This window comes from Streptomyces sp. NPDC093085 (assembly GCF_040683935.1).
Classification (GTDB): domain Bacteria; phylum Actinomycetota; class Actinomycetes; order Streptomycetales; family Streptomycetaceae; genus Streptomyces.
The window spans coordinates 93,843-115,141 of record NZ_JBFBFB010000019.1 but is presented as its reverse complement, the minus strand read 5'-3'; the positions used below and the strand labels follow the sequence as shown (position 1 = coordinate 115,141).

Annotated in this window: 18 protein-coding genes; 12 read left to right on the top strand and 6 right to left on the bottom strand. The window is 71.2% G+C overall.

Annotated elements, in window-relative coordinates; genetic code table 11:
• Window positions 1–3 precede the first annotated feature (3 nt).
• Genes AB0O07_RS33865 through AB0O07_RS33855 form a run of 3 tightly spaced genes read right to left on the bottom strand, consistent with a single transcriptional unit; the run spans window position 4 to window position 3,151 of the window.
• On the bottom strand, window positions 4–840 hold the full coding sequence (locus tag AB0O07_RS33865; RefSeq protein ID WP_365640750.1) for a carbohydrate ABC transporter permease: 837 nt from the start codon (window positions 838–840) through the stop codon (window positions 4–6).
• Window positions 837–1,808, bottom strand: coding sequence for a sugar ABC transporter permease (locus AB0O07_RS33860; protein ID WP_365640747.1), 972 nt, complete (start codon window positions 1,806–1,808; stop codon window positions 837–839). The genes AB0O07_RS33865 and AB0O07_RS33860 overlap by 4 nt, the downstream gene beginning before the upstream one ends.
• Window positions 1,805–3,151 (bottom strand): ABC transporter substrate-binding protein, encoded by a 1,347-nt coding sequence (locus tag AB0O07_RS33855; protein ID WP_365640745.1) that lies wholly within the window; start codon window positions 3,149–3,151, stop codon window positions 1,805–1,807. Before AB0O07_RS33855 ends, AB0O07_RS33860 begins: the two co-directional genes overlap by 4 nt.
• 208 nt (window positions 3,152–3,359) lie before the next feature.
• On the opposite strand from AB0O07_RS33855, the gene AB0O07_RS33850 reads away from it, so the two are divergent.
• The gene (locus tag AB0O07_RS33850) at window positions 3,360–4,397 is read left to right on the top strand and encodes a LacI family DNA-binding transcriptional regulator (RefSeq protein WP_365640742.1); all 1,038 of its coding nucleotides are present in this window, start codon (window positions 3,360–3,362) and stop codon (window positions 4,395–4,397) included.
• Window positions 4,398–4,455: 58 nt separating this feature from the next.
• Here AB0O07_RS33850 and AB0O07_RS33845 read toward each other — a convergent pair whose 3' ends face one another.
• Window positions 4,456–4,905 carry a spore-associated protein gene (locus tag AB0O07_RS33845; RefSeq protein ID WP_365640740.1) on the bottom strand — a complete coding sequence of 150 codons (450 nt, stop codon included), beginning with the start codon at window positions 4,903–4,905 and terminating at the stop codon, window positions 4,456–4,458.
• Window positions 4,906–5,050: 145 nt separating this feature from the next.
• Window positions 5,051–6,118, bottom strand: coding sequence for a LacI family DNA-binding transcriptional regulator (locus AB0O07_RS33840; protein WP_365640738.1), 1,068 nt, complete (start codon window positions 6,116–6,118; stop codon window positions 5,051–5,053).
• Window positions 6,119–6,274: 156 nt separating this feature from the next.
• On the opposite strand from AB0O07_RS33840, the gene AB0O07_RS33835 reads away from it, so the two are divergent.
• The 6 genes from AB0O07_RS33835 to AB0O07_RS33810 all read left to right on the top strand — a co-directional run bounded on the left by AB0O07_RS33835 (window position 6,275) and on the right by AB0O07_RS33810 (window position 16,720).
• Window positions 6,275–9,409, top strand: coding sequence for a glycoside hydrolase family 38 C-terminal domain-containing protein (locus AB0O07_RS33835; RefSeq protein ID WP_365640735.1), 3,135 nt, complete (start codon window positions 6,275–6,277; stop codon window positions 9,407–9,409).
• 91 nt (window positions 9,410–9,500) lie between these two features.
• The gene (locus AB0O07_RS33830; RefSeq protein ID WP_365640733.1) at window positions 9,501–10,823 is read left to right on the top strand and encodes a sugar ABC transporter substrate-binding protein; all 1,323 of its coding nucleotides are present in this window, start codon (window positions 9,501–9,503) and stop codon (window positions 10,821–10,823) included.
• The gene (locus AB0O07_RS33825; RefSeq protein ID WP_365640730.1) at window positions 10,820–11,779 is read left to right on the top strand and encodes a sugar ABC transporter permease; all 960 of its coding nucleotides are present in this window, start codon (window positions 10,820–10,822) and stop codon (window positions 11,777–11,779) included. Before AB0O07_RS33830 ends, AB0O07_RS33825 begins: the two co-directional genes overlap by 4 nt.
• Window positions 11,779–12,651 carry a carbohydrate ABC transporter permease gene (locus AB0O07_RS33820; protein WP_365640727.1) on the top strand — a complete coding sequence of 291 codons (873 nt, stop codon included), beginning with the start codon at window positions 11,779–11,781 and terminating at the stop codon, window positions 12,649–12,651. Before AB0O07_RS33825 ends, AB0O07_RS33820 begins: the two co-directional genes overlap by 1 nt.
• 2 nt (window positions 12,652–12,653) lie before the next feature.
• Complete coding sequence (locus AB0O07_RS33815; protein WP_365640725.1) at window positions 12,654–13,985, top strand: glycosyl hydrolase; 1,332 nt, start codon at window positions 12,654–12,656, stop codon at window positions 13,983–13,985.
• 101 nt (window positions 13,986–14,086) lie between these two features.
• Window positions 14,087–16,720: an endo-beta-N-acetylglucosaminidase gene (locus AB0O07_RS33810; RefSeq protein WP_365640723.1), complete on the top strand. Its 2,634-nt coding sequence runs from the start codon at window positions 14,087–14,089 to the stop codon at window positions 16,718–16,720.
• A gap of 13 nt (window positions 16,721–16,733) precedes the next feature.
• On the opposite strand, the gene AB0O07_RS33805 is transcribed toward AB0O07_RS33810, so the two are convergent.
• Complete coding sequence (locus tag AB0O07_RS33805; RefSeq protein WP_365640722.1) at window positions 16,734–17,216, bottom strand: DUF3592 domain-containing protein; 483 nt, start codon at window positions 17,214–17,216, stop codon at window positions 16,734–16,736.
• Between the two features lie 191 nt (window positions 17,217–17,407).
• Between AB0O07_RS33805 and AB0O07_RS33800 the strand changes: the two genes are divergently transcribed.
• The 5 genes from AB0O07_RS33800 (at window position 17,408) to AB0O07_RS33780 (ending at window position 21,263) form a co-directional block, all read left to right on the top strand.
• Window positions 17,408–18,076 carry a pyridoxal 5'-phosphate synthase gene (locus AB0O07_RS33800; protein WP_365640719.1) on the top strand — a complete coding sequence of 223 codons (669 nt, stop codon included), beginning with the start codon at window positions 17,408–17,410 and terminating at the stop codon, window positions 18,074–18,076.
• A gap of 47 nt (window positions 18,077–18,123) precedes the next feature.
• Window positions 18,124–18,813 carry a M24 family metallopeptidase gene (locus AB0O07_RS33795; protein WP_365640717.1) on the top strand — a complete coding sequence of 230 codons (690 nt, stop codon included), beginning with the start codon at window positions 18,124–18,126 and terminating at the stop codon, window positions 18,811–18,813.
• A gap of 175 nt (window positions 18,814–18,988) precedes the next feature.
• Window positions 18,989–20,086, top strand: a complete 1,098-nt coding sequence (locus AB0O07_RS33790) for an aromatic ring-hydroxylating dioxygenase subunit alpha (RefSeq protein ID WP_365640714.1) — start codon at window positions 18,989–18,991, stop codon at window positions 20,084–20,086.
• Window positions 20,083–20,262 carry a hypothetical protein gene (locus tag AB0O07_RS33785; RefSeq protein WP_365640712.1) on the top strand — a complete coding sequence of 60 codons (180 nt, stop codon included), beginning with the start codon at window positions 20,083–20,085 and terminating at the stop codon, window positions 20,260–20,262. Before AB0O07_RS33790 ends, AB0O07_RS33785 begins: the two co-directional genes overlap by 4 nt.
• The gene (locus AB0O07_RS33780) at window positions 20,259–21,263 is read left to right on the top strand and encodes a PDR/VanB family oxidoreductase (protein ID WP_365640710.1); all 1,005 of its coding nucleotides are present in this window, start codon (window positions 20,259–20,261) and stop codon (window positions 21,261–21,263) included. Before AB0O07_RS33785 ends, AB0O07_RS33780 begins: the two co-directional genes overlap by 4 nt.
• Window positions 21,264–21,299: the final 36 nt, after the last annotated feature.

Sequence of the window (21,299 nt, the reverse complement as noted above, 5' to 3'; positions counted from 1 at the left end):
CGGTCAGCCCTTCAGCCCGGAGGTGGCCATGCCCTGCACCAGATAGCGCTGGAACACGAGGAAGAACAGCACGATCGGCAGCACCGAGATCACCGACATCGCGAACATGGGGCCGAACGCCGAGGTGCTGGTCTGGTCGACGAAGCCGCTGAGCGCGAGGGTGATGGTGAACTTCTCCGGTGCGAACAGGTAGATCATCTGGGTGAAGAAGTCGTTCCAGGTCCAGATGAAGGTGAAGATCGCCGTGGTGATCAGCGCGGGCCGGCTCAGCGGCAGCGAGATCGACAGGTAGGTGCGGAAGGCTCCGGCTCCGTCGATCCGCGCGGACTCCTCCAGCTCGCGCGGGAGTCCGCGCATGAACTGCACGATGAGGAAGACGAAGAACGCCTCGGTGGCGAGGAACTTCGGCAGGATCAGCGGCCAGTAGGTGTCCACCATGCCGAGCCGGTTGAAGATGATGTACTGCGGGATCAGCACCGCGTGGTGCGGGAGCATCAGCGTCGCCACCATGAACCCGAACATCACCTTGCGCATCCGGAACCGCAGCCGCGCGAACGCGTACGCGGCGAGGGAGCAGGAGAGGACGTTGCCGAGGACCGCGCCACCCGCGATCAGCAGCGAGTTGCTCAGCAACTGGACGACGGAGACGCCGTTCACGCCCTCCAGCGCGGTCGTGTAGTTCGACCACTCGATATGGCCGGGCCAGAGCCGGAGGCTGGTCACCACCTCGTCGGCCGGCTTCAGCGAGGTGGCCAGCAGCCAGAGGAGCGGGTAGAGCAGGACGAGCAGACAGAGCAGGGCGGCGGTGTGCGGCAGCCACCGCTTCGTGGCGATGTTCATCGTCCCTCCTCGTCCGCGTAGAAGACCCAGGACCGCGCGGAGCGGAAGAGGACCAGGGTGATCGCGCCGATCGCCAGCAGCAGCATCCAGGCCATCGCCGTCGCGTAGCCCATGTGGGAGGCGGAGAAGCCTCGTTCGTAGAGGTAGAGCGTGTAGAACATGACGGAGTCGGCAGGGCGGCCGTCGCCGCCGCTGATCGCGTAGGCCGGGGTGAAGACCTGGAAGGAGTTGATGATCTCCAGAACCAGGTTGAAGAAGACCACCGGGGAGAGCATGGGGACGGTGATGGAGACGAACTGCCGCCAGCGGCCGGCGCCGTCGAGGGCGGCGGCCTCGTAGAGTTCGGGCGAGATCTGCTGGAGCCCCGCCAGGAAGATGACCATGGGGGCTCCGAACTGCCATACGGTGAGCAGGGCGACCGCGTAGAGCGCCAGGTCCGGGTTGCCGACCCAGCCGCCGACGTGGATGCCGACCGCGTCGAGGACGGCGGGGACCGAGCCGCCGTCGTTGAAGAGGGCGCGCCACACCAGGGCGATCGACATGGACGCCCCGAGCAGGGAGGGCGCGTAGAACGCGGAGCGGTAGAAGGCCCGGCCCCGTACCAGGCCCCTGAGCAGCATCGCGACGGCGAGCGCGAGGGCCAGTTTCAGGGGTACGGCCACCGTGACGTAGAGCAGGGTCCGGCCGACCGACCGCCAGTACCGGGGGTCCTCGAAGAGCATGTCGGTGTAGTTGCGGAGTCCGATCCAGCGCGGCGGGTCGAACAGGTTGTAGTCGGTGAAGGAGAGCCAGAGGGAGACGGCCATCGGCACCAGGGTCAGCAGGACCGCGCCGAGGATCCACGGGGAGAGGAACACGTAGGCGGGCCACTGCCGTTCGCGTACCCCCCGGTTCTTCCCGGCCGGGGGTGTGCGGCGGTCCGCGCGGGGGCCGCCGCGCGCGGGGGCCCGGGTCGACAGTGTGCTCATGACCTCAGCTCCCGGTTGGCGGCGGCGATGAGTTCACGGGCCGCCTGCCGGGGGCCGGTCAGCTCGTACATCACCCGTTGGTAGGTGCGGCTGAAGGCCGTCTGGACGGCGACGTCGCCGCGCGGGGGCGCGGTCGGCGGGGCGTCCAGGCCGTATCGCTCCATCACCTGGGCGTACTGGTAGGTCTCCAGCTCCGGTCCTTCGAGGTCCTTGGCGAGCCGGCCGGCGATGGCGTGGTTGGGCGGGGTGGAGCGGGTGAAGCCGAGGGCGTCGCCCGCCCGCTCGTCGTTGAGGAGGAAGTCGATCAGTGCCGCCGCCTCCTCGGGGTGGGCGGTGTGCGCTCCGATGCCCAGCAGCATCGAGGGCTTGAAGTAGGTGCCGGGGTGGCCGTCGGTGGTGGGGACGGGGGCGAAGCGGATGGCGTCGCCGAGCAGCGTCCTGAACGCGGGATAGGTGGCGTTCCAGTTGAAGTCGGCGCCCGAGATCCCGCGGCCCAGCGGGCTGTTCTCGGTGCTGTTGCTCTGCACGGTGTCCTTGGCCGCCGAGATGGCGCCGTCCCTGCGGAGCTGGTCGCAGAAGGTCCAGAACTCGGTGAGGTCGTCCTCGGAGAAGGCGATCGCGCCCTCCTCGGAGTAGAGGCGTCCGCCCCGGCTGCGCAGCCAGGTCTCGAAGACGTCCTCGTTGCCTCCGCCGTCGCCGGCGCCGGTGACGAGGCGGCCGTTCGGGCCTCTGAGCCGGAGGGCGGCAATCTCCCGGTTGGCGTCGGCCCACTCCCGCCAGGTCCAACTGGGCCGGGGGGTGCTGATGCCGGCCTTCCGGTAGAGCGCGGAGTCGTACGCGTATCCGGTGATGCCGCTCCCCATGGGGAGCGCGTACTGCTTGCCGTCGGACATCCCGGTGCGGAGGAAGTCCTGGTCCATCTCGTCGGTACGGATCGCCCCGCCCTCGATGGAGTCGCCGAGCGGGATGAGCGCGCCGCCCCGCGCGTACTGGGAGATCTGCCGGTAGTCGAGCTGCGCCACGTCCGGGATGCCGCCGCCCGCGGCCTGGGTGGCGAGCTTCTGGATGTACGGGGCGAACCCGGTGGTCGTGGTGGCGACGGTGACCCCGGGATGCTCCTGCTCGAAGAGGCGGACGGCCTTCACGGTGCGCTCGGCGCGGTCGTCGTTGCCCCACCAGGAGAAGGTGAGACGGATGCCCCGGGACGATGCGCCGCCGCCCGCCGTGGTGCCGGAGCACCCGGTCAGGGTGCCGGTCAGGGCGGTGGTGAGACCGGCGGCGGCCGTGGCCAGGACGGTCCGGCGGCGAGGTGGTCCGCCCCGGTCGCTACGGGACTCGGACATGGAGCCTCCCAGAGCTGGAGGAGAGGTGGGGACATCGGGTATCCGAACTGCCCGTAGTGCGGCGGCCTTTGCCCGGTTCCAACGTTGTAACCGTGGTGCGCGCCCGAGGTCAACCCTCTGTCAGCGAGGGATCGGGGCCATCTGACGCGCTGGTGCTCGCCGCCGGATCACCCTTAATCTGGTCGGAGGTGACGAGGGGGGAAGATCCGTGGCAGCAGTGACGCTCAAGGACGTGGCGGATCACGCGGGGGTTTCCATCAAGACGGTTTCCAACGTTGTACGCGGGGCGCCGCGGGTCTCCGAGGCGACCCGGGAGCGGGTTCTGCGCTCCGTGAGCGAACTGGGATACCGGCCGAATCCGTCGGCGCGGCGGCTCCGTACCGGGCGGAGCGGGCTGATCGCGCTCGCCATCCCGCAGCTCACCACGGCGTACTTCGCGGAGATCGCCCACCATGTGCGGACCGAGGCCTCGGCGCTGGGGCTGACCGTGCTGATCGAGGAGACGCTGGGCGAGGCGCGGGAGGAGCTGCGGATGGCCGGCGGGGTGGGGACCTCGCTGATCGACGGGGTGATCCTGTCGCCGCTCAGCGTTCCGCTGGACGAACTCGCGCGGGTGGCGGTCGAGTTCCCGCTGGTGCTGCTCGGCGAGCGGGGGTACGGGATCGAGCGGGCGGTGGCGGACCATGTCCTGATCGACAATGTCGCTGCGGCGCGCGAGGTGACGGCGCATCTCGCGGGGCTGGGGCGGAGCCGGATCGCGGCGATCGGCCAGCATGCCTCCGCGACCAGCCGGCAGCGTCTTGAGGGTTTCCAACTGGCTCTGCACGACGCCGGGTTGCGTTTCGATCCGCGGCTCGCGCCGTCCGTGACGGACTTCGACAGGACGAACGGGCTGGCGGCGATGCGGACGCTGATCGGCCTGCCGGAGGAGCTCCGGCCCGACGCGGTCTTCTGCTTCAGCGACATGCTGGCGATCGGGGCCCAGCGGGCGTTGTACGAGGCGGGATGGCGGATCCCCGGGGACATCGCGGTCGCGAGCATCGACGGCTCGGACGAGGGTCTCTACAGCACGCCGTCGCTGACGACGGTGGTCCCGGACAAGGCCGCGATCGCCTCCCTGGCGGTGACCTGTCTGGCGAACCGGATCAACGCGCGGACCCCGCTGCCGTTCGAGGTGCGGATCGCCCCGCACCGGCTGGAGGTGCGGGAGTCCACCGACGGGGTACGGCGGCGGCTCGCCCTCTGAGGGACGGGCGTACGGCCGCCCCCTCCGGAGGGAGGGGGCAGCCGTCAGGGGCGGGAGGTCAGCGGATTTCGGTGACCCGGTGCTCCTTGAGGGAGGCGCAGTTGGTGTTGTCGACCGACACGGAGATGTTGTCGATGTGGCCGCCCCAGCTCACGCAGAAGTTCTTGGCGTAGACGTAGCTCGGGCCCGCGTACGACGTGAACCTGCCGTAGTCGTCGGCCCACTCGCCGGTGTCGGCGACGTAGATGTACGTGGACATGTCCTTGGCCGTGCCCGGGTTGCTCCGGATGGTCGTGACGCAGTTCTTGCCGTTCGCCGAGTTGTACGTCAGGTAGATCGTGCCCAGCGAGCCCACGGCGGCCGAGTTCACGGTCTTGTAGGCGCTGCCGCAGACGCTCTGCGGAGTGACGTTGGGCGCGGCGGAGGCCACCGGGCTGAACACGGTGGCGGCTCCCACCGCGAGCACGGTCAACGCTCCGGCGGATGCGGCATGACGGATGTAACGCATATTTCCCCCTTGCGGCTCTGAGAGTGGATTGCTCACACTTCATGTGACCCGCGACGCACGCCGATGGTTGTACCGGGTTTCCCGCCCTTCGGCTCCGTCCGCCCGGCCCTCGACGCCCGTCCCTCAATGCCCCCTCGACGCCCCCTCAGCGGCCGGTCGACGGCGGCGGTGCCGTGCTCCCCCGTACCACCAGTTCGGGGGTGGGCGCCTGGGTGGCCCGGGGGGTCTCGCCGCCCGTCATGACGCGGAGGAGTTCGGTGGCGGTGAGGGTGCCCAGCGCGAAGGTGTCGCGGGTCAGGGCGGTGACCGGGGGGTGGGCCATGGTGGTGAGGACGGAGTCGTCGAAGGAGACGAGGGAGAGGTCGTCGGGGACCCGCAGGCCGAGTTCGCCCGCGACGCCGAGGCCGGCGATCGCCATGACGTCGCTGTCGTAGACGACCGCCGTGCACCGGGGGTCCGCCCGCAGCAGCCGGCGGGTGGCATCGGCGCCCTGGGCGTCGGAGAAGTCGGTGGGGACGGACTCCACTTCGACGCCGAGGGCGCCGCGGACCTCGCGCACCGCCTCGTATCTGCGCCGGGTGTGCGCGAAGGAGACGATGCCGCTGACATGTCCGATGCGCCGGTGCCCGAGGGAGGCGAGGTACCGCAGGATGCCGGCCATGGCGGCATGGTCGTCCACCCAGACGCTGGTCAGCTCCATCCGGTCACCCCGGCTGCCGAGGGTGACGGCGGGGATGCCGAGGTCGGCGACGAGTTGCGGCCGGGGGTCGTCCACCTCCAGATCGAGCAGGACCAGTCCGTCGACCCGGTTCTCCGCCGCCCAGCTCCGGTAGACGGCGGTCTGCGCGGCGGTGTCCTCGACGATGAGGATCTGGGTGGCGATGCCCTGTCCGGAGAGGCAGGACTGGAGTCCGGAGAGGAAGTGCGCGAAGAACGGTTCCACGCCGAGGGTGCGGGCGGGACGGGCGACGACGATGCCGACGACGTCGCTGGAGGCGCCCTTGAGCGCGCTGGCCGCCCGGTGCGGACGCCAGTTCAACTCGTCGACGACATCGAGGATCCGACGGCGCGTCGCGTCGCTGAGCCCGGGACGTCCGTTGACGGCGAGCGAGACCGCCGTGACGGAGACCCCGGCCAGCCGGGCGATATCGGTGCTGCGCAGCCGCGCGGGCGGCTGCCCCGCCCCTGGTCCGGGTCGCTTCTTCGGTGCCATCGGCCCTCCCCCACGCCGGCCGGTCCGCCGGCCGTCACCCAACTGTGATGATTCGGCGCGGTGACCGCACCACTGAAACGTATTAGTCTGCCGCCACTCGCACCAGGGCTAAAACGTATTAGTTCCGCGGGTGTTCCCGTACGGAGAGGATCCACCGTGCACAATCACTTAGCCGCGACGCTCGACCGGCTGGACCGGGTACGCCGCGACCGCATCCTCCCCCATGTCCGCACCCGCCTCGCGGAGGTACGGGTCGAGGCGTGGAGCGCCGGCGAGGGCGGCGAACCGGTGACTCCCCTTCATGCGCTCGGCCTGGCCACCGACGCGGGCCGTTCCCGCCCCGACTACCGGCCGTTCGCGGTCGGTTCGGCGTGGGGGCCCGCCTGGTCCACGACCTGGTTCCGGGTCCGGGGGCGGGTGGCCCCCGGGCAGCCGGGTCCGGTCGAACTCGTCCTGGACCTGGGGTGGTTCGACCACTCGGTGGGCGGGCACTGCGAGGGGCTGGTCTTCGCTCCGGACGGCCGGGTGGTCAAGGGGCTCCATCCCCGGCAGAGCAGCGTCCGGCTCCGGGAGGCCGGCCCGGACGACGGTGCGGACGGCGCGTCCGACGGCGGGTCCGAACTCCTCGACGCGGAGGGGAACTTCGAGCTGTATGTCGAGGCCGCCGCCAACCCGCTGCTGCTCGGGCTGCCGCCGTTCGTGGTCACCGGGCACGGCGAGAAGGGCGCGCGGGAGCCGTTCGAGGAGTTCCGGCTGCGGCGCGCCGAGACCGTCGTCTTCTCCCCCGAGGTGCACGGGCTCCTCTGCGATCTGGAGGTGCTGGGCGGGCTCGCCGCCGAACTCGGTACGGACGACCCCCGCCACTGGCGGCTGCTGCGCGCGGTCGAGGAGTCCCTGGACGTCTACGACGCGGCGGACCCGGTGGCCACCGCACGGCGGGCGCGCGCCGTGCTGGCGCCCGCGCTCGCCGCGCCCGCGCACCACAGCGCGCACCGGATGACCGCGGTGGGCCATGCCCATATGGACTCGGCGTGGCTCTGGCCGCTCCGCGAGACGGTGCGCAAGGTGGGCCGTACCGTCGCCAACGTCCTCGCGCTGCTGGACACCCGTCCGGAGCTGGTCTACACGATGTCGGCCGCGCAGCACTTCGCGTGGCTGGAGGAGCATCAGCCCGAACTCTTCGCCCGGGTACGGCGGTATGTCGCCGAGGGGCGGTTCGTGCCGGTGGGCGGGATGTGGGTGGAGCCGGACGGGGTGATCCCCACCGGTGAGTCGATGGTGCGCCAACTGGTCTACGGGAAGCGGTACTTCCTGGACCGGTTCGGGATCGAGACGCGCGAGGTGTGGCTGCCGGACTCCTTCGGCTACTCGGGGGCGCTGCCCCAGCTGGCGCGCCGGGCCGGGGCGCGCTGGTTCCTGACGCAGAAGATCTCGTGGAACGACACCACGGTCTTCCCGCACCACTCGTTCTGGTGGGAGGGCATCGACGGGACCCGGGTCTTCACCCATTTCCCGCCGGTGGAGACGTACGCGGCGGAGGTCACCGCGCGCGAACTGCGCCACGCGGTGGCCACGTTCAAGGACAAGGCGATCGCCTCGCACTCGCTGCTGCCGTACGGCTACGGGGACGGCGGCGGGGGGCCGACGGCGGAGATGGCGGAGCGGGTGCGCCGGTTCGCCGATCTGGAGGGGGCGCCCCGGGTGGTCTCCCGTCCTCCGGCGGAGTTCTTCCGGGACGCGGAGGGGGAGTTGGCGGAGGTCACGGCGGCGGCTCCGGCGCTGGCGCCGGTCCACCGGGGCGAGCTGTATCTGGAGCTGCACCGGGGCACGCTCACCTCGCAGGCGGAGATGAAGCGGTCCAACCGGCGGTGCGAATCGCTGCTGCGGGCCGCCGAGTATCTGGGCGCGGCGGCGGCGCTGCTGCGCGGGGCGCCGTATCCGCGGGAGGAGCTGGACGAGATCTGGCGCGGGGTGCTGCTCCACCAGTTCCACGACATCCTGCCCGGCACGTCGATCAGCTGGGTGCACCGGGAGGCCCGGGAGTTCTACCGGACGGCCGAGGCGCGGCTGGGCGAGGTGATCGAGCGGGCGGTGAAGGTGCTGGGCGGGCCGGCGGACGGCGCGGCCGCCTCGGTGCTGCCGCCGTTCCTGCCGTCGCCCGCCGGGGGCGGGGCCGGGGGCGTGCCCGTGGGGGTGCGGGTCTCGGACGGGGAGGCGGGGGCCACCGTACTGGACGACGGGGTGCTGCGGGCCGTGGTGGACGCGGACGGCCATGTCGTCTCGCTGGTCGATCTGGACGCGGGGCGGGAGACCGTGCCGCCCGGGGCGCTCCTCGGTGAGCTGCGGCTCTTCCGGGACGAGCCGGTGCGGTGGGACGCCTGGGACGTGGACCGGCATACGCTGCGCCACTCCCGGCCGGCCGGTGAGGTCACCGGGCGCCGGGTGGTCCGGGAGGGCGCCGACGCGGGGGTCGAGGTGGTCCGCCGGTTCGGTGCGTCGGAGGCCGTGGTGACGGTGTGGCTGCGCGCGGGCACCGGGCGGCTGGAGACGGAGTGCGTGGTCGACTGGCGGGAGCGCGAGCGGCTGCTCAAGGTGGCGCTGCCGGTCCAGGTGATGGCGCGGACCGCGCGGTTCGAGACGCAGTACGGCTTCGTGGAGCGGCCGCTGCTGGTGAACACGGCGGCCGAGGACGCGATGTTCGAGGCCGGCATGCACCGGTATGTACAGGTCTCCGACGGGGGTTACGGTCTCGCGATCGTCAACGACACGATGTACGGCGCGGACGCGCGGGCGGACGGCGGCTCCACCGTGGTGCGGCTGTCGCTGCTGCGGGGCAGCCGGTTCCCCGATCCGGACGCCGATGTGGGCCGTCATCTCTTCCGGTGGGCGGTGCTGCCGGGTGCGGATGTGCCGGGGGCGGTGGCGGCGGCGTACCGGTTCAACGCTCCTGACATCGTTGTCCCGGCGGGGCTGCGGCCCCTGGTGGAGCTGGAGGCGCTGAGCGGTCACGCGGTCGTCGACTGGGTGAAGCTCGCGGACGACGGTTCGGGGGATCTGGTCGTACGGGTCTACGAGACCCGGGGCGGCCGGGCGCGGGCCCTGCTCCGCCCGTCGGCGGCGCTCGGCGGGGACCCTGTCGTCCACGAGACGGATCTGCTGGAGCGCCCGTTCGTCCCGGAGGCCGGTCTGCCGCCGGGCCTCTCCCCCGGTGCCGGGGGTCCGGTGCGTGCCGACGGCGCGCTCGTGGACCTCGGCCCCTTCCAGGTGGCGACCCTGCGGATCGCCGTCTGATCTGCCACCTGCCACCTGCCACTGCCACCTGCCACCTGCCGACTTTCCGGACCTCTTTCCCGCTTCCCGCATCCCTGTGAGGAGACTTCCCATGGCATCGAAGGGCCGACTGACATCGAAGGGCCGGCGGCGCACGCTTGTCGCGGGCACCGTCCTCGGATCACTGCTGCTGTCCTCGTGCGTCATCGGCGGCGGTGGTGACACGCCGGAGTCGAAGGACTCGGACGGGAAGGTGGCCGGCACGATCACCTTCCAGACCTGGAATCTGAAGAACGACAAGTTCACCGCGTACTTCGACGACCTGATCGCCTCGTTCGAGAAGGAGCACCCGGGCACCGAGATCACCTGGGTGGACCAGCCGGCCGAGGGGTATCAGGACAAGCTCTCCGCCGACGCCGCGGCCGGCTCGCTCCCCGATGTGGTCGACATGGGGCCGGAGGCGGCGTACACGCTCGCGCAGGCCGGGGTGCTGCTGGACCTCGGCAAGGAGGATCCGAAGGCGAAGAGCGGCTATCTGGACAAGGCGTGGCAGGCGATGACCTTCGACGGCCTGGGCGGCGGCACGTACGGCTACCCGTGGTATCTCAACACCGGGCCCTCCTTCTTCAACAAGGCGCTGCTGAAGAAGTGCGCGCTCGATCCCGCCAAGCTGCCGGCCACGTACGACGAGTTGTTCGACCAGGCCGGGACGATGGCGGAGCACTGTCCCGAGGTGGCGATGATCGCCCGGATGCCCGCCATCGAGACCTTCGGCGAGTACGGGGTGGAGCTGATGGACGCGGGGGGCACGAAGTTCACGTACAACGACGCCAAGGGCGTGGAGCTGGTCGAGCGGTTCCGGAAGCTGTACGCGAAGAAGGGGCTCACGGAAGAGGCGCTGAACAACCTCCAGACGAAGGAGGTCGAGGAGTTCAAGGCGGGCCGGCTGGCGTATCTGCCGGGCAGTTCCTACACGTTGACGGATCTGAAGGACACCGCGCCGGATGTCTACAAGGACTTGGCGATCGGGCCGCGTATCAACAACGGCTCGCCGAACATGTACATCGAGTCGCTGGTGGTGAACGCGACGTCCAAGCATCCGGCGCTGGCGAAGGCGTTCGCGACGTATGTGACCAACTCCGCGAACCAGTTGGCGTTCGCGAAGAAGGCGTCGGTCTTCCCGTCGTCGGCCGGGACGCTGGACGACCCGTACTTCACGAAGGACGACGGCGATCCGGCGACGAAGGTACGGATCGAATCGACCGAGCAGGTGCGGAAGGCGGTCGTGTGGTGGCCGCCGGCGTTCTCCGGCTCCGCCGACAGTGAGACGCTGCGGGAGCAGATAGCGCAGGCCATGCTCGGCAAGAAGTCGGTGAAGTCGGCCCTGGACGCCTCCGTGAGGTACTCGAACGAGCGGCTGGAAGCCAACGGATGACACGGCCGGCGATCTCCGCGCCGGGCGGGGCGGTCCGGCGGCGGGGCGCGGGGGCGCTCCGCCGCCGGGACCCGCTGGCGACCCACGGCTGGGTCCTGACGCCCTGGCTCTTCCTGTTGCCGGCGCTCACCGTGATCGTGCTGATGGTGCTGGTGCCGTTCGTCAACACGCTCCAACTGGCCTTCACGGACTCGACGTTGCTGAGAACCGGCGAGTTCGTGGGGCTGGCGAACTTCCACCGGATGTTCGCCGACGAGCGGTTCACCACGGCGCTGCTCAACTCGACGCTCTACACGGTGTGTGTGGTGCCGGTCATGGTGGTGCTGCCGCTGCTGCTCGCCGTGCTGGTGGGTTCGGCGGAGCGGCTGGCGGGGTTCTTCCGGACCACCATGTATCTGCCGGTCATCATGTCGCCGGTGGTGGTCGGGCTGATCTGGACGAACCTGCTCGACAAGCGGGGGCTGGTGAACGAGCTCGCCGGGACCCTGCGGGTCGCGGCGGCGCCCTTTCCCTTCCTCAGCGACCGGTGGCTGCTCCTGTTCAGCGCCATGTTCGTCACCGTGTGGATGGGCATGGGCTACTACATGGTGATCTATCTGGCCGCGCTGGTGAACATCGACCGCACGCTGTACGACGCGGCGGCGGTGGACGGGGCCGGGGCGGTGCGCTCCTTCCTCAGTGTCACCGTGCCGGGGGTGCGGTCGACGATGGCGCTGATCACGGTCCTCTCGTCGGTGGCGGCGTTCCGGGTGTTCGGCGAGATCTATGTGCTCACCAACGGCACCGGCGGGGTGGGCGGCGGCGATCTCACCATGACGATGCTGATCCAGCGGGAGGGCACCGGGCTCCAGGCGCGTACCGGGTACGCCGGGGCGATCAGCCTGGTGATGTTCGTCGTCCTCGGCGGGCTCCTGCTGGCGCAGCTCGCCCTCCAGCGCAAGGAGAGGAACGGCTGATGTCCCGTCTCGTGTCCCCCGGGGCCGGCGGTGCGGCGCGCGGGAGGCGGCGGGTGGTGCCCGGTGCGGTGCTCCGGTACGGGCTGCTCGCACTGATGGCGCTGGTGCTGGCGGGCCCGCTGGTGTGGCAGCTCTCGCTCTCCCTGAAGGGCGCCGGTGAGCCGCTGTACGAGCGGCCGCCCGTCCTGATCCCCGCGCATCCGACGTTCGAACACTTCGGTACGGTGCTGGACCGGATCCCCGTGCCGCACTATCTGCTCAACTCGCTGCTGGTGGCGGCGATGGCGGTGACCGGCAATGTGATCGGCGCGACCTGTGCGGGATACGCGCTGGGCAAGCTGCGCTTCCGGGGCCGGGGGGTGGTGACGGCGCTGGTGGTGGCCGCGCTGCTGGTGCCGTCGGAGACCGTCCTGATCTCGCAGTTCCTCACCGTACGGGCGGCCGGTCTGGCGGACACGCTCGTCGGGGTGGCGCTGCCGACGCTGGTGGCGGCGCTCAACGTGCTGCTGATGCGGAACGCGTTCGCCAACCTGCCGAGGGAGTTCGAGGAGGCGGCCGTGGTGGACGGCGCCAACGCCTGGCAGCGGTTCATCCGGGTGTCGGTCCCGCAGGTCAAGGGGGTGATCACGGTGGTCGCGGTGTTCGCGTTCGTCGGTTCGTGGAACGACTTCCTGTGGCCGCTGATCGTCCTGTCGGACGAGCAGAACTACACCCTCACCCTCGGTCTCAACCGGCTGCGCGGCACCTTCTACGACGATCCGCGGCTCATCGCCGCGGGCACCATCATCGCCCTGGTCCCCATCATCGCGTTCTTCGCCGTGCTCCAGCGGTACTTCTTCCGCGGGCTGGAGTCCGGCGGGCTGAAAGGCTGACCATGCTGAGGTTCGGAGTCAATTACACGCCCGCCCAGGAGTGGTTCTACTCCTGGTTCGATCCGGAGTGGGCGGCCGTGCGCCGTGATCTGGAGGATGTGGCCGCGTTGGGTCTCGATCACATCCGGGTGCTGCCGCTCTGGCCGGTGGTGCAGCCGAACCGGACGCTGATCAGGCGGCGGGCGCTGCGGGATGTGCGCCGGGTGGTGGAGATCGCGGGTGAGGTGGGTCTCGACGCGAGCGTCGATGTGCTCCAGGGGCATCTGTCCGGGTTCGACTTCGTGCCGAGCTGGCTGACGGACTGGCACCGGCGCAGCATGTTCACCGACCCGGAGGCGGTGGCCGCGCAGGTCCGGCTGGTGGAGGCGTTCGAGGAGCACCTGTCCGACCTGCCGAACTTTCTCGGGCTGACGCTGGGGAACGAGGTCAACCAGTTCACCTCGGCGGTGCACCCGGCGCGGATGGCCGCCACACCGGAGCAGGTGACGTCCTGGCTCCGGGCGCTGCACGGGGCCGGGGGGCGTGGGGCGGGAGCGGATGGGGCCGGGGCGGGCGGGCGGCGGGGGTTCCGGCTCAACGCCGAGTACGACGCGGTGTGGTACGCCGACGGGCACCCGTTCGTGCCGGCCCACTCCAGCCGCTTCGGCGACCTGGGCGTGGTGCACTCGTGGATCTTCAACGGTACGGCGCAGGGGTACGGGCCGCTGTCGTACGAGAGCCTGCACCATGCCGCGTATCTCGTGGAACTGTCGCGGGCGTTCGCCCTGGACCCCGCCCGTCCGGTCTGGCTCCAGGAGGTCGGGGCGCCGCTCAACCACCTCACCGCGGAGCAGGCGCCCGGCTTCTGCGAGGGGACGGTGCGCGCGGCGGCCGACAGCGCGGCGCTGTGGGGGATCACCTGGTGGTGTTCGCACGATGTGGACCGGAGGCTGGGTGATTTTCCCGAACTGGAGCACAGTCTCGGCCTGTTCGGCACCGACCGGTCGGTGAAGCCGATCGGTCGGAGATTCGCCGAGCTCGCCGCCGAGTTGCGCGGGCGGCCGTCTCCGGCGCCCCTGCGGGAGGCCGTCGTGATCCCGGTGGACGGCGCGGACGTACCGCTGTCGCGTGCCGAACTCGGGCCCGGGGGCGGGGTGTTCGAGGCGTGGATGGAGCGGTCGCGGGCCGGGGCCAGGCCCGCTCTGGTGATGTCGAGCACCGCCGGGGACCGGGCCGCGCTCGCCGCGCGCTCCCTCGAACACACCGTTGCCGCCGCCCCGACCGGGCGCACCTTCTACACGTCCGTCAGCGATGCCGAGGTGCTGGAGCGGGCCACCGCCCCCGCCCTCGACTGACGGTGGCACCACCCTGCCCGGCCGGCCCCGCTTCGGGGCCGGCCCCGAAGAGAAGGCGAGGAATGGTCATGTCACGTCGTCGGAGAACCGGAAGGCGGTCCGTGCAACGGGCCGGTGCGGTCGCGCTGTCCGTGGCGCTCTCCCTGGCCCTCGGCGCCGGCGGGGCAGCGGCGAGCGACACCCTGCCCTGGACCGGTGAGAGCGCGGTGGGCGCCAACCAGCCGTACCAGCACGGCTACTCCCCCACCGACCTGCTGCGCTGGAACCCGGCGGAGGACACCGACGCCGGGTATCTGCGCGCCAGGGTGCCGCTCCAGTCCCGTACCGCACCGAACGCCGCCACCCAGCGGGACCGTTCACTGCCCGCCGAGACCCAACTGCTCACCCTCGCGGGCGACTACGGCAACGCGTTCTTCGAAAGCCACCCGTACACCAACGAGTTCAGCCAGTATCTCTTCAACTTCTGGCAGTACACGGATGCCTACGCCTCCTGGCACGGGATGCCCACCGAGGGCGTGCCGGTGGACTACTACGACCCGGAGAAGGACTGGCGGGAGAAGTGGTTCGAGTTCGGGATGCTCAACCTGCCCAACCCCGGCTACACCAACGCCGCCCACGCCAACGGGGTGAAGTCGCTGGGGTGTATCTTCTTCTCCCCCAACGACCGGGGTGACCAGGACTACGCGGAGCTGCTGGTCCGGGACGCGGACGGGTCCTTCCCCGCGGCTGCCAAGCTGATCGAGATCGCCGGGTACTACGGTTTCGACGGCTACTTCGTCAACCAGGAGTCCGCGGTCGCCCGGGCCGACATCCCCGCGTACAAGGAGTTCCTCAAGCAACTGCGCGACGGCGGCATGTATGTGCAGTGGTACGACTCGGTGAGCGACTCCACCGGCGGGATCTCGTACCAGAACGAGTTCAACGCGGTCAACGGCCCGTGGGTGCGGGACGCGCGGCTCGGTGATGTCTCCGACTCGATCTTCCTGAACTACTGGTGGAACAAGTCCAAGCTCACCAGCTCGAAGAATTACGCGGCGGGGCTCGGCCTCAATGCCCGTACGAGTGTCTTCGCCGGGGTCGAGGCCGGCATGTACCAGTTCAACCAGCCCTACAACCTGGACGACAACATCGGCGCCGACGGGGCCCCGATGAACGCCGTGGCGACGCTCGGGGCGGACTTCGTCTCCTCCGACTACGCCGCCAAGACCGACGACGCCGCGCAGGCGCAGGTCTTCGACCGGGAGCGCCGCTGGTGGACCGGCTCGTCCCAGGGGTCCACCACGCCCGAGGGCGGGTGGAAGGGCATAGCGAAGTACATCGCCGAGCGCTCGGTCATCCGGGGCACCACCTTCGCCACCTCGTTCAACACCGGCCACGGGCTGGCCACCTGGTCCCGGGGCAGGGTGTCGAACGACGCCGAGTGGGGGAACATCAACCTCCAGGACATCCCGGTCTCCTGGCAGTGGTGGATCGACGCGGAGCGCTCGCCGCTCGCCGCCGACTTCGACTACGGGCCGGAGTACACCCCGGCGAGCAGGTTCTCGTACCGGAAGGTCGGCGCGTACGACGGCGGCAGCTCGCTGGTGCTGAGCGGCACGCTGGCCGCCGACAACACGGTGCGCCTCTACAAGACCGACCTGTCGGTCACCCCTCGCTCGACGCTCGACCTCACCTACACCAAGACGTCCGCCGACGACGATTCGGAGCTGCGGCTGGCCCTGGTGCTCGCCTCCGACCCGGAGAAGGTGGTCCAGATACCGCTGGCCGGCACCGGCCGGCGGACGGACGGCTGGCGGACCGTCACGGCGGACCTCTCGCGGTACGCGGGCGAGCGGGTCGCCTCGCTGGGGCTGGTCGTCGGGGCCGGTGCGGGCACCGTCCAGAACTATCAGGTCAATGTGGGCGCCCTGGCGCTGCACGACGGTGTCGACCGGACGCCGGCCGCCCCGCAGGGTCTGGCCGTCAAGCAACTGCTGCCCGGCACGGACGAGTTGGTGCTCGGCTGGAAGCTGAGCGACTACGACTCGGTCCGCCGCTACGAGGTCTATCTGGACGACACCTACCTCGGCGGCGTCTATGACGAGGTCTTCTACGCCAAGCGGTTCACGGCGGTCTCGGGGACGCTGAAGGTGGTGGCGGTCGGCCCGGACGGCAGCCGGAGCGCGCCCGCGACCGTACCCTTCGACCTGTCGTCGGCGCCCGGCGGGGTGACCGCCGTGCCCGGCCGGGACGGCACCCTGGCGGTGGGGTGGACGCCGCCGGCCTCCGGGCAGCCGGTCACCGTGAAGGTGACGGGCCTCGACACGTCCGCGCCCTACACCCGCCGGGTCACCGTCCCGGGCAGCAGCGGCGGCACCACCCTGACCGGGGTGCCGGCCGACGGCTCGGCCTATCTGCTGACCGTGCGTTCCGGGTCCGGCACGACGACGGCGGTACGCGGCACCTTCGCCGACACCGAGATCACCCCGTACCCCGTCTCCGCCGTGCGGGTCAGCGGCAACACCTTCACCTTCTCCCGGCCCGCCCTGGCGGACTGGCACACGCTGACGATCCTGGAGAACGGCGTACCGAAGCAGTTCGCGACGACCTACGGTTCCGGGAACAAGCCGTACATCATCCGCGGCCGCACCACCCGGGCCGCGATGACGGTCACCATGTCCTCCGCTACCAGCAGGGTGGTCGCCGTGCTGGAGGACTACGCGGGCAACAGGGCCGAAACGGTCCTGAGGGGCTGAGCCTTCCCGGGGGTCAGGGGCGCCGTCGCGTCTTCACCGCGACGGCCGTCCCGATCCCCGCGAAGAGCAGCCCCATCCCGCCGAATATCAGCGGCAGCAGCCAGAGCGAGAGGAACCCGTCGATCCGCGCGTCGTCGGGGGAATCCGCGCGGTACACCACCTCGACCTCCTCGCCCACCTCGTACGAGGGCGGGTTGGAGCCCGAGTCGCTCCGGAAGTTCCGCCACGTGCCGTCCGCCGCCGTGAACTGGACCCGCGGGTAGGCCACATCCGAGCTGCTCCCGCGCGACCTGCGCGACGAGCTCCCGTAGTCGCGGTAGTCCGTGTGCCCCCACTCCAGGGCGACCACCGTGCCGCCGGCACGCTCGGCGTCCGCCAGGAAGGAGGCCGACACCCAGGCGAGGACCGCCCCGGCGACCAGGAACACCGATCCGAAGGCGATCGCCCCGTAGCTGACCCACCGGAGGGCCGCCGGCTTGTGCAACTGAACCTTCACGTCGTCCTCATCCTCGTTCCTGAGCTCTTTCCCGCGGCCGGGTTCTCGTCGTCCGCGGTCGCACCGTGGATCACGCGGGAGAGCGCTCGCCGGTTCCGCTCCGGGGCCGGGGATGCGCGGGTGTCAGTGGTGCGGGGTACGGTCGTGACCAGGTGGCGGGTCGGGTCACCGATGGGGAACGGAGAGAGCGGATGGCCTCGCAGGAGCCGGAGAAGCCGGGGATGCCGATGACGTTGAGCGGCGATGCCTCGTTGGCGCTGCCCGAGTTCGACGACCCGCCGCCGGATCCGTCCGGGCTCCTCTCGGCGTGGCTGGAGAGCGCGGTGCGCCGGGAGGTGCGGGAGCCGTTCGCGGCGGTGCTGGCCACCGTGGACGGGGCGGGGCGGGCGTCGACGCGCGTGGTGATGGCGAAGGAGTTCGACGGTGCGGGGCTGCTCTTCGGGTCGTCGCGGGAGAGCCGTAAGGGGCGTGAGCTGGCCGGGCGGCCTTGGGCGTCGATGACGTTCTTCTGGCGGGAGACCTTGCAGCAGCTCACCGCCGCCGGGCCGGTGGAGACCGTCTCGCCCGAGGTCTCGGACCGGCTCTTCGGCGACCGTATGCCCGTTGCCAGGGCGGCGACCGCCGCGTCGCGGCAGAGCCGGCCGCTGTCCGACGAGGCGGCGCTGCGGGAGCGGGCCGCCGCGCTGCTGGCGGAGGAGGAGACGGGCGGGATCGGGCGGCCGGCGGAGTGGACGGGGTACCGGCTGGTCCCGGAGAGCATGGAGTTCTGGTACGGGAGCCCGGACCGGCTGCACCGGCGGCTGCGGTACGACCGGGCGGGGATCGCCGGGGCGTGGTCCTGGCAGCGGCTCCAGCCATGAGGGCAGGTGGACGCCGGGGACAGGGAAGAAGAGGGGAAGGGGACGGTGTGATCAGCGAGCAGGTGCGGGCCGAGCGGTTGCTCGACGCCCAGTCCAAGGCGGCCGCGCTCTTCGCGGAGATCGAGGCCCGGGGGCTGGTCGCGGCGGGGGAGAGCGAGCGGGCCGTCAGCGACCGGGTGCGGGACCTGGCCGACGAGATGTTCGGTACGACGCGCCACTGGCACAAGCGGATCGTGCGCTCGGGGCCGAACACGCTCAAGCCGTACAAGGAGAACCCACCGGACCGGGTCATCGGCGAGGACGACATCGCCTTCGCGGACTTCGGGCCGATCTTCGAGGCGTGGGAGGCCGATTTCGGCCGTACGTTCGTCCTCGGTGACGACCCGGTGAAGCACCGGCTCCGGGACGACCTGCCGGAGGTGTTCGCGGCGGGCCGGCGGGCGTTCGAGGCCGATCCGGACATCACCGGCGCCGGGCTCCATGCCGAGGTGGCCCGGCTGGCGGCGGAGCGCGGCTGGGAGCTGGGCGGCTGGCACGCGGGGCATCCGGTGGGCGAGTTCCCGCACGAGCGGATCGACGGCGCCGACATCGAGTCGTACATCACCCCGGAGAACGGGACCCGGCTGCGCCGCTCCGACCGGGCGGGACGGGTGTGCCACTGGATCCTGGAGGTCCATCTGATCGACCGTGAGCGCGGTTTCGGGGGGTTCTACGAGGAGCTGCTCGACCTGGGGTGAGCGGGCCGGGTGCGCGGGCGGGGTGCGCGGGCGGGGTGTGCGCGGGCGGACGGCGGAAATCCTTCCGTCCCGTGGAAGGGCTGTTGTCGTCCCGGGGGCCGCCGCCCACCATGTGCGGAAACGTGTGCCGCCTCCGGGGCCGACGGCCCGTCACCCCCTGACCGTGGGAGGACCCATGACCGCTTTCGCCAGGAACCAGTGGTACGTCGCGGCGTACGGCCGGGAGGTCGGCCGTGAGCTGCTCGGGCGGACGATCCTCGACGAGGCGATCGTCTTCTACCGTACGGAGGGCGAGGGCGACGGCGCGGCGGGCACGGTGGTGGCGCTCGCCGACCGCTGTGTGCACCGGCGTTACCCGCTCTCGGCGAGCCGGCTCGACGGCGACCGGGTGGTCTGCGGCTACCACGGCTTCACGTACGACACGACGGGGACGTGTGTCTCCGTACCGGGGCAGAAACGCGTGCCGCGTACGGCGCGGGTGACCGCCTATCCGGTGGTGGAGCGGGACTCTCTGGTGTGGGTCTGGATCGGGGACCCCGCGCTCGCCGACGACACCGCCGTCCCCCGCGCCCCGCACCTCGCGGACACCGCGCGGTGGACCACCGTCGGCGGCATGGAGCCCATCGACTGCGACTACGGGCTGCTCGTGGACAACCTGCTGGACCTCTCGCACGAGACCTATCTGCACGGCGGGTACATCGGCACCCCCGAGGTCGCCGACACCCCGATGACCACCGAGGTCGACGAGGGCGCGGGGGTCGTCCGGGTCAGCCGGCACATGGACGACGCGGCGTGCCCGCCCTTCTACGCGCGCTCCACCGGGATCGAGGGCCGGATCACCCGCTGGCAGGACATCGAGTACCACGCGCCCTGTCTGTATCTGCTGCACAGCCGGATCGCGCCGCGCGGTGTGCTCCCGAACCCGGACGGCAGCGACCCGAACGCGTTCCATGTCGAGATCACCTACGCGATCACGCCGTCGACCGGCCGCCATGTCTACGACTTCTGGGCGGTCTCGCGGGACTTCGGGCTCGGGGACGAGGAGATGTCGGCGTTCCTCCACGACTTCAACCGGGAGGTCGTGATGCAGGACGTCGACGCGCTCAATCTGCTCCAGAAGACGCTGGAGAGCGAGCCGGCCGGCTATCAGGAGCTGAGCATCAACATCGACACGGGCGGGCTCGCCGCGCGGCGGATCCTCGCCCGCCTCGCGGAGCAGGGCGCGCGGCCCGCCGGCGCCACCGCCGCCGGGCTGCCGGCCGGGGCGCGATGAGCCGCCCGCCCACCGCGGAGGTCTACCGCATCGACTGGCTGCCGGGCAGCGACGAGTTGCACGGCACCTGCCACTGCGGGGCGGAGCGTACCGGTCAGGACCCGGTGGAGATGTGGGAGTGGATGCTCGGCCACCCCTCGGGACACCCCGCCCCGCGCCCGGCGGAGCACCGTTGAGCGGCACCGCCCCGGCGTACGAGGGCGATCTGGTGGTGGCGGGCCGGACCGACGAGGCCGCGGGGGTCGTCGCGCTGACGCTCCGTCATCCGCTCGGCGGGCCGCTGCCCGGCTGGGAGCCCGGCGCCCATGTCGACCTGCTGCTCGGCGCGGGGCTCACCCGTCAGTACTCGCTCTGCGGCGACCCCGCCGACCGTACGGCGTGGCGGGTGGCGGTGCTCGACGAGCCGGGCGGGCGGGGCGGCTCCGCGTACGTCCACGACAAGCTCACCCCGGGGACTTCGGTACGGGTACGGGGGCCGCGCAACCACTTCGCGCTGCGGCCCGCCGCCCGCTATCTCTTCGTCGCCGGCGGCATCGGGATCACCCCGATTCTGCCGATGGTGGCCGCCGCCGAGGCGGCGGGGGCGCGGTGGAGTCTGCTGTACGGCGGGCGGACCCGGGGTTCGATGGCGTTCCTGGGGCGGCTCGCCCGGTACGGGGAGAAGGTGCGGGCGGCGCCGGAGGACGAGACGGGGCGGCTCGATCTGGACGCGTATCTCGGCGTACCGGAGGCGGGGACCCTGGTCTACTGCTGCGGTCCCGGGCCGCTGCTCGACGCGGTGGCGGAGCGGTGCCGGGCGTGGCCTGCCGGGGCGCTGAGCGTGGAACGGTTCCGGCCCCGGGAGGAGGCCACCGTGGAGGGGATCTCGGGGGTGGCCGCCGGGGAGGCGGGCGGGGCCACGGAGTCGGGCGGCGCCTTCGAGGTGGAGCTGGCGCGCTCGGGGGTGACGGTGACGGTGGAGCCGGGGCGGAGCGTCCTGGAGACCGTGGAGGCGGCCGGGGTGCGGGTGCTGTCGTCCTGTCAGGAGGGCACCTGCGGGACGTGTGAGACGGATGTGCTGGAGGGTGAGCCCGACCACCGGGATGTGCTGCTGACGGAGGAGGAGCGGGCGGCCGGGGAGACCATGATGATCTGCGTCTCGCGCTGCCGGGGGCGGCGGCTGGTACTGGATCTGTGACCCCGGGAGAGCCGGAGCCGGGAGCCGGGTACCGGT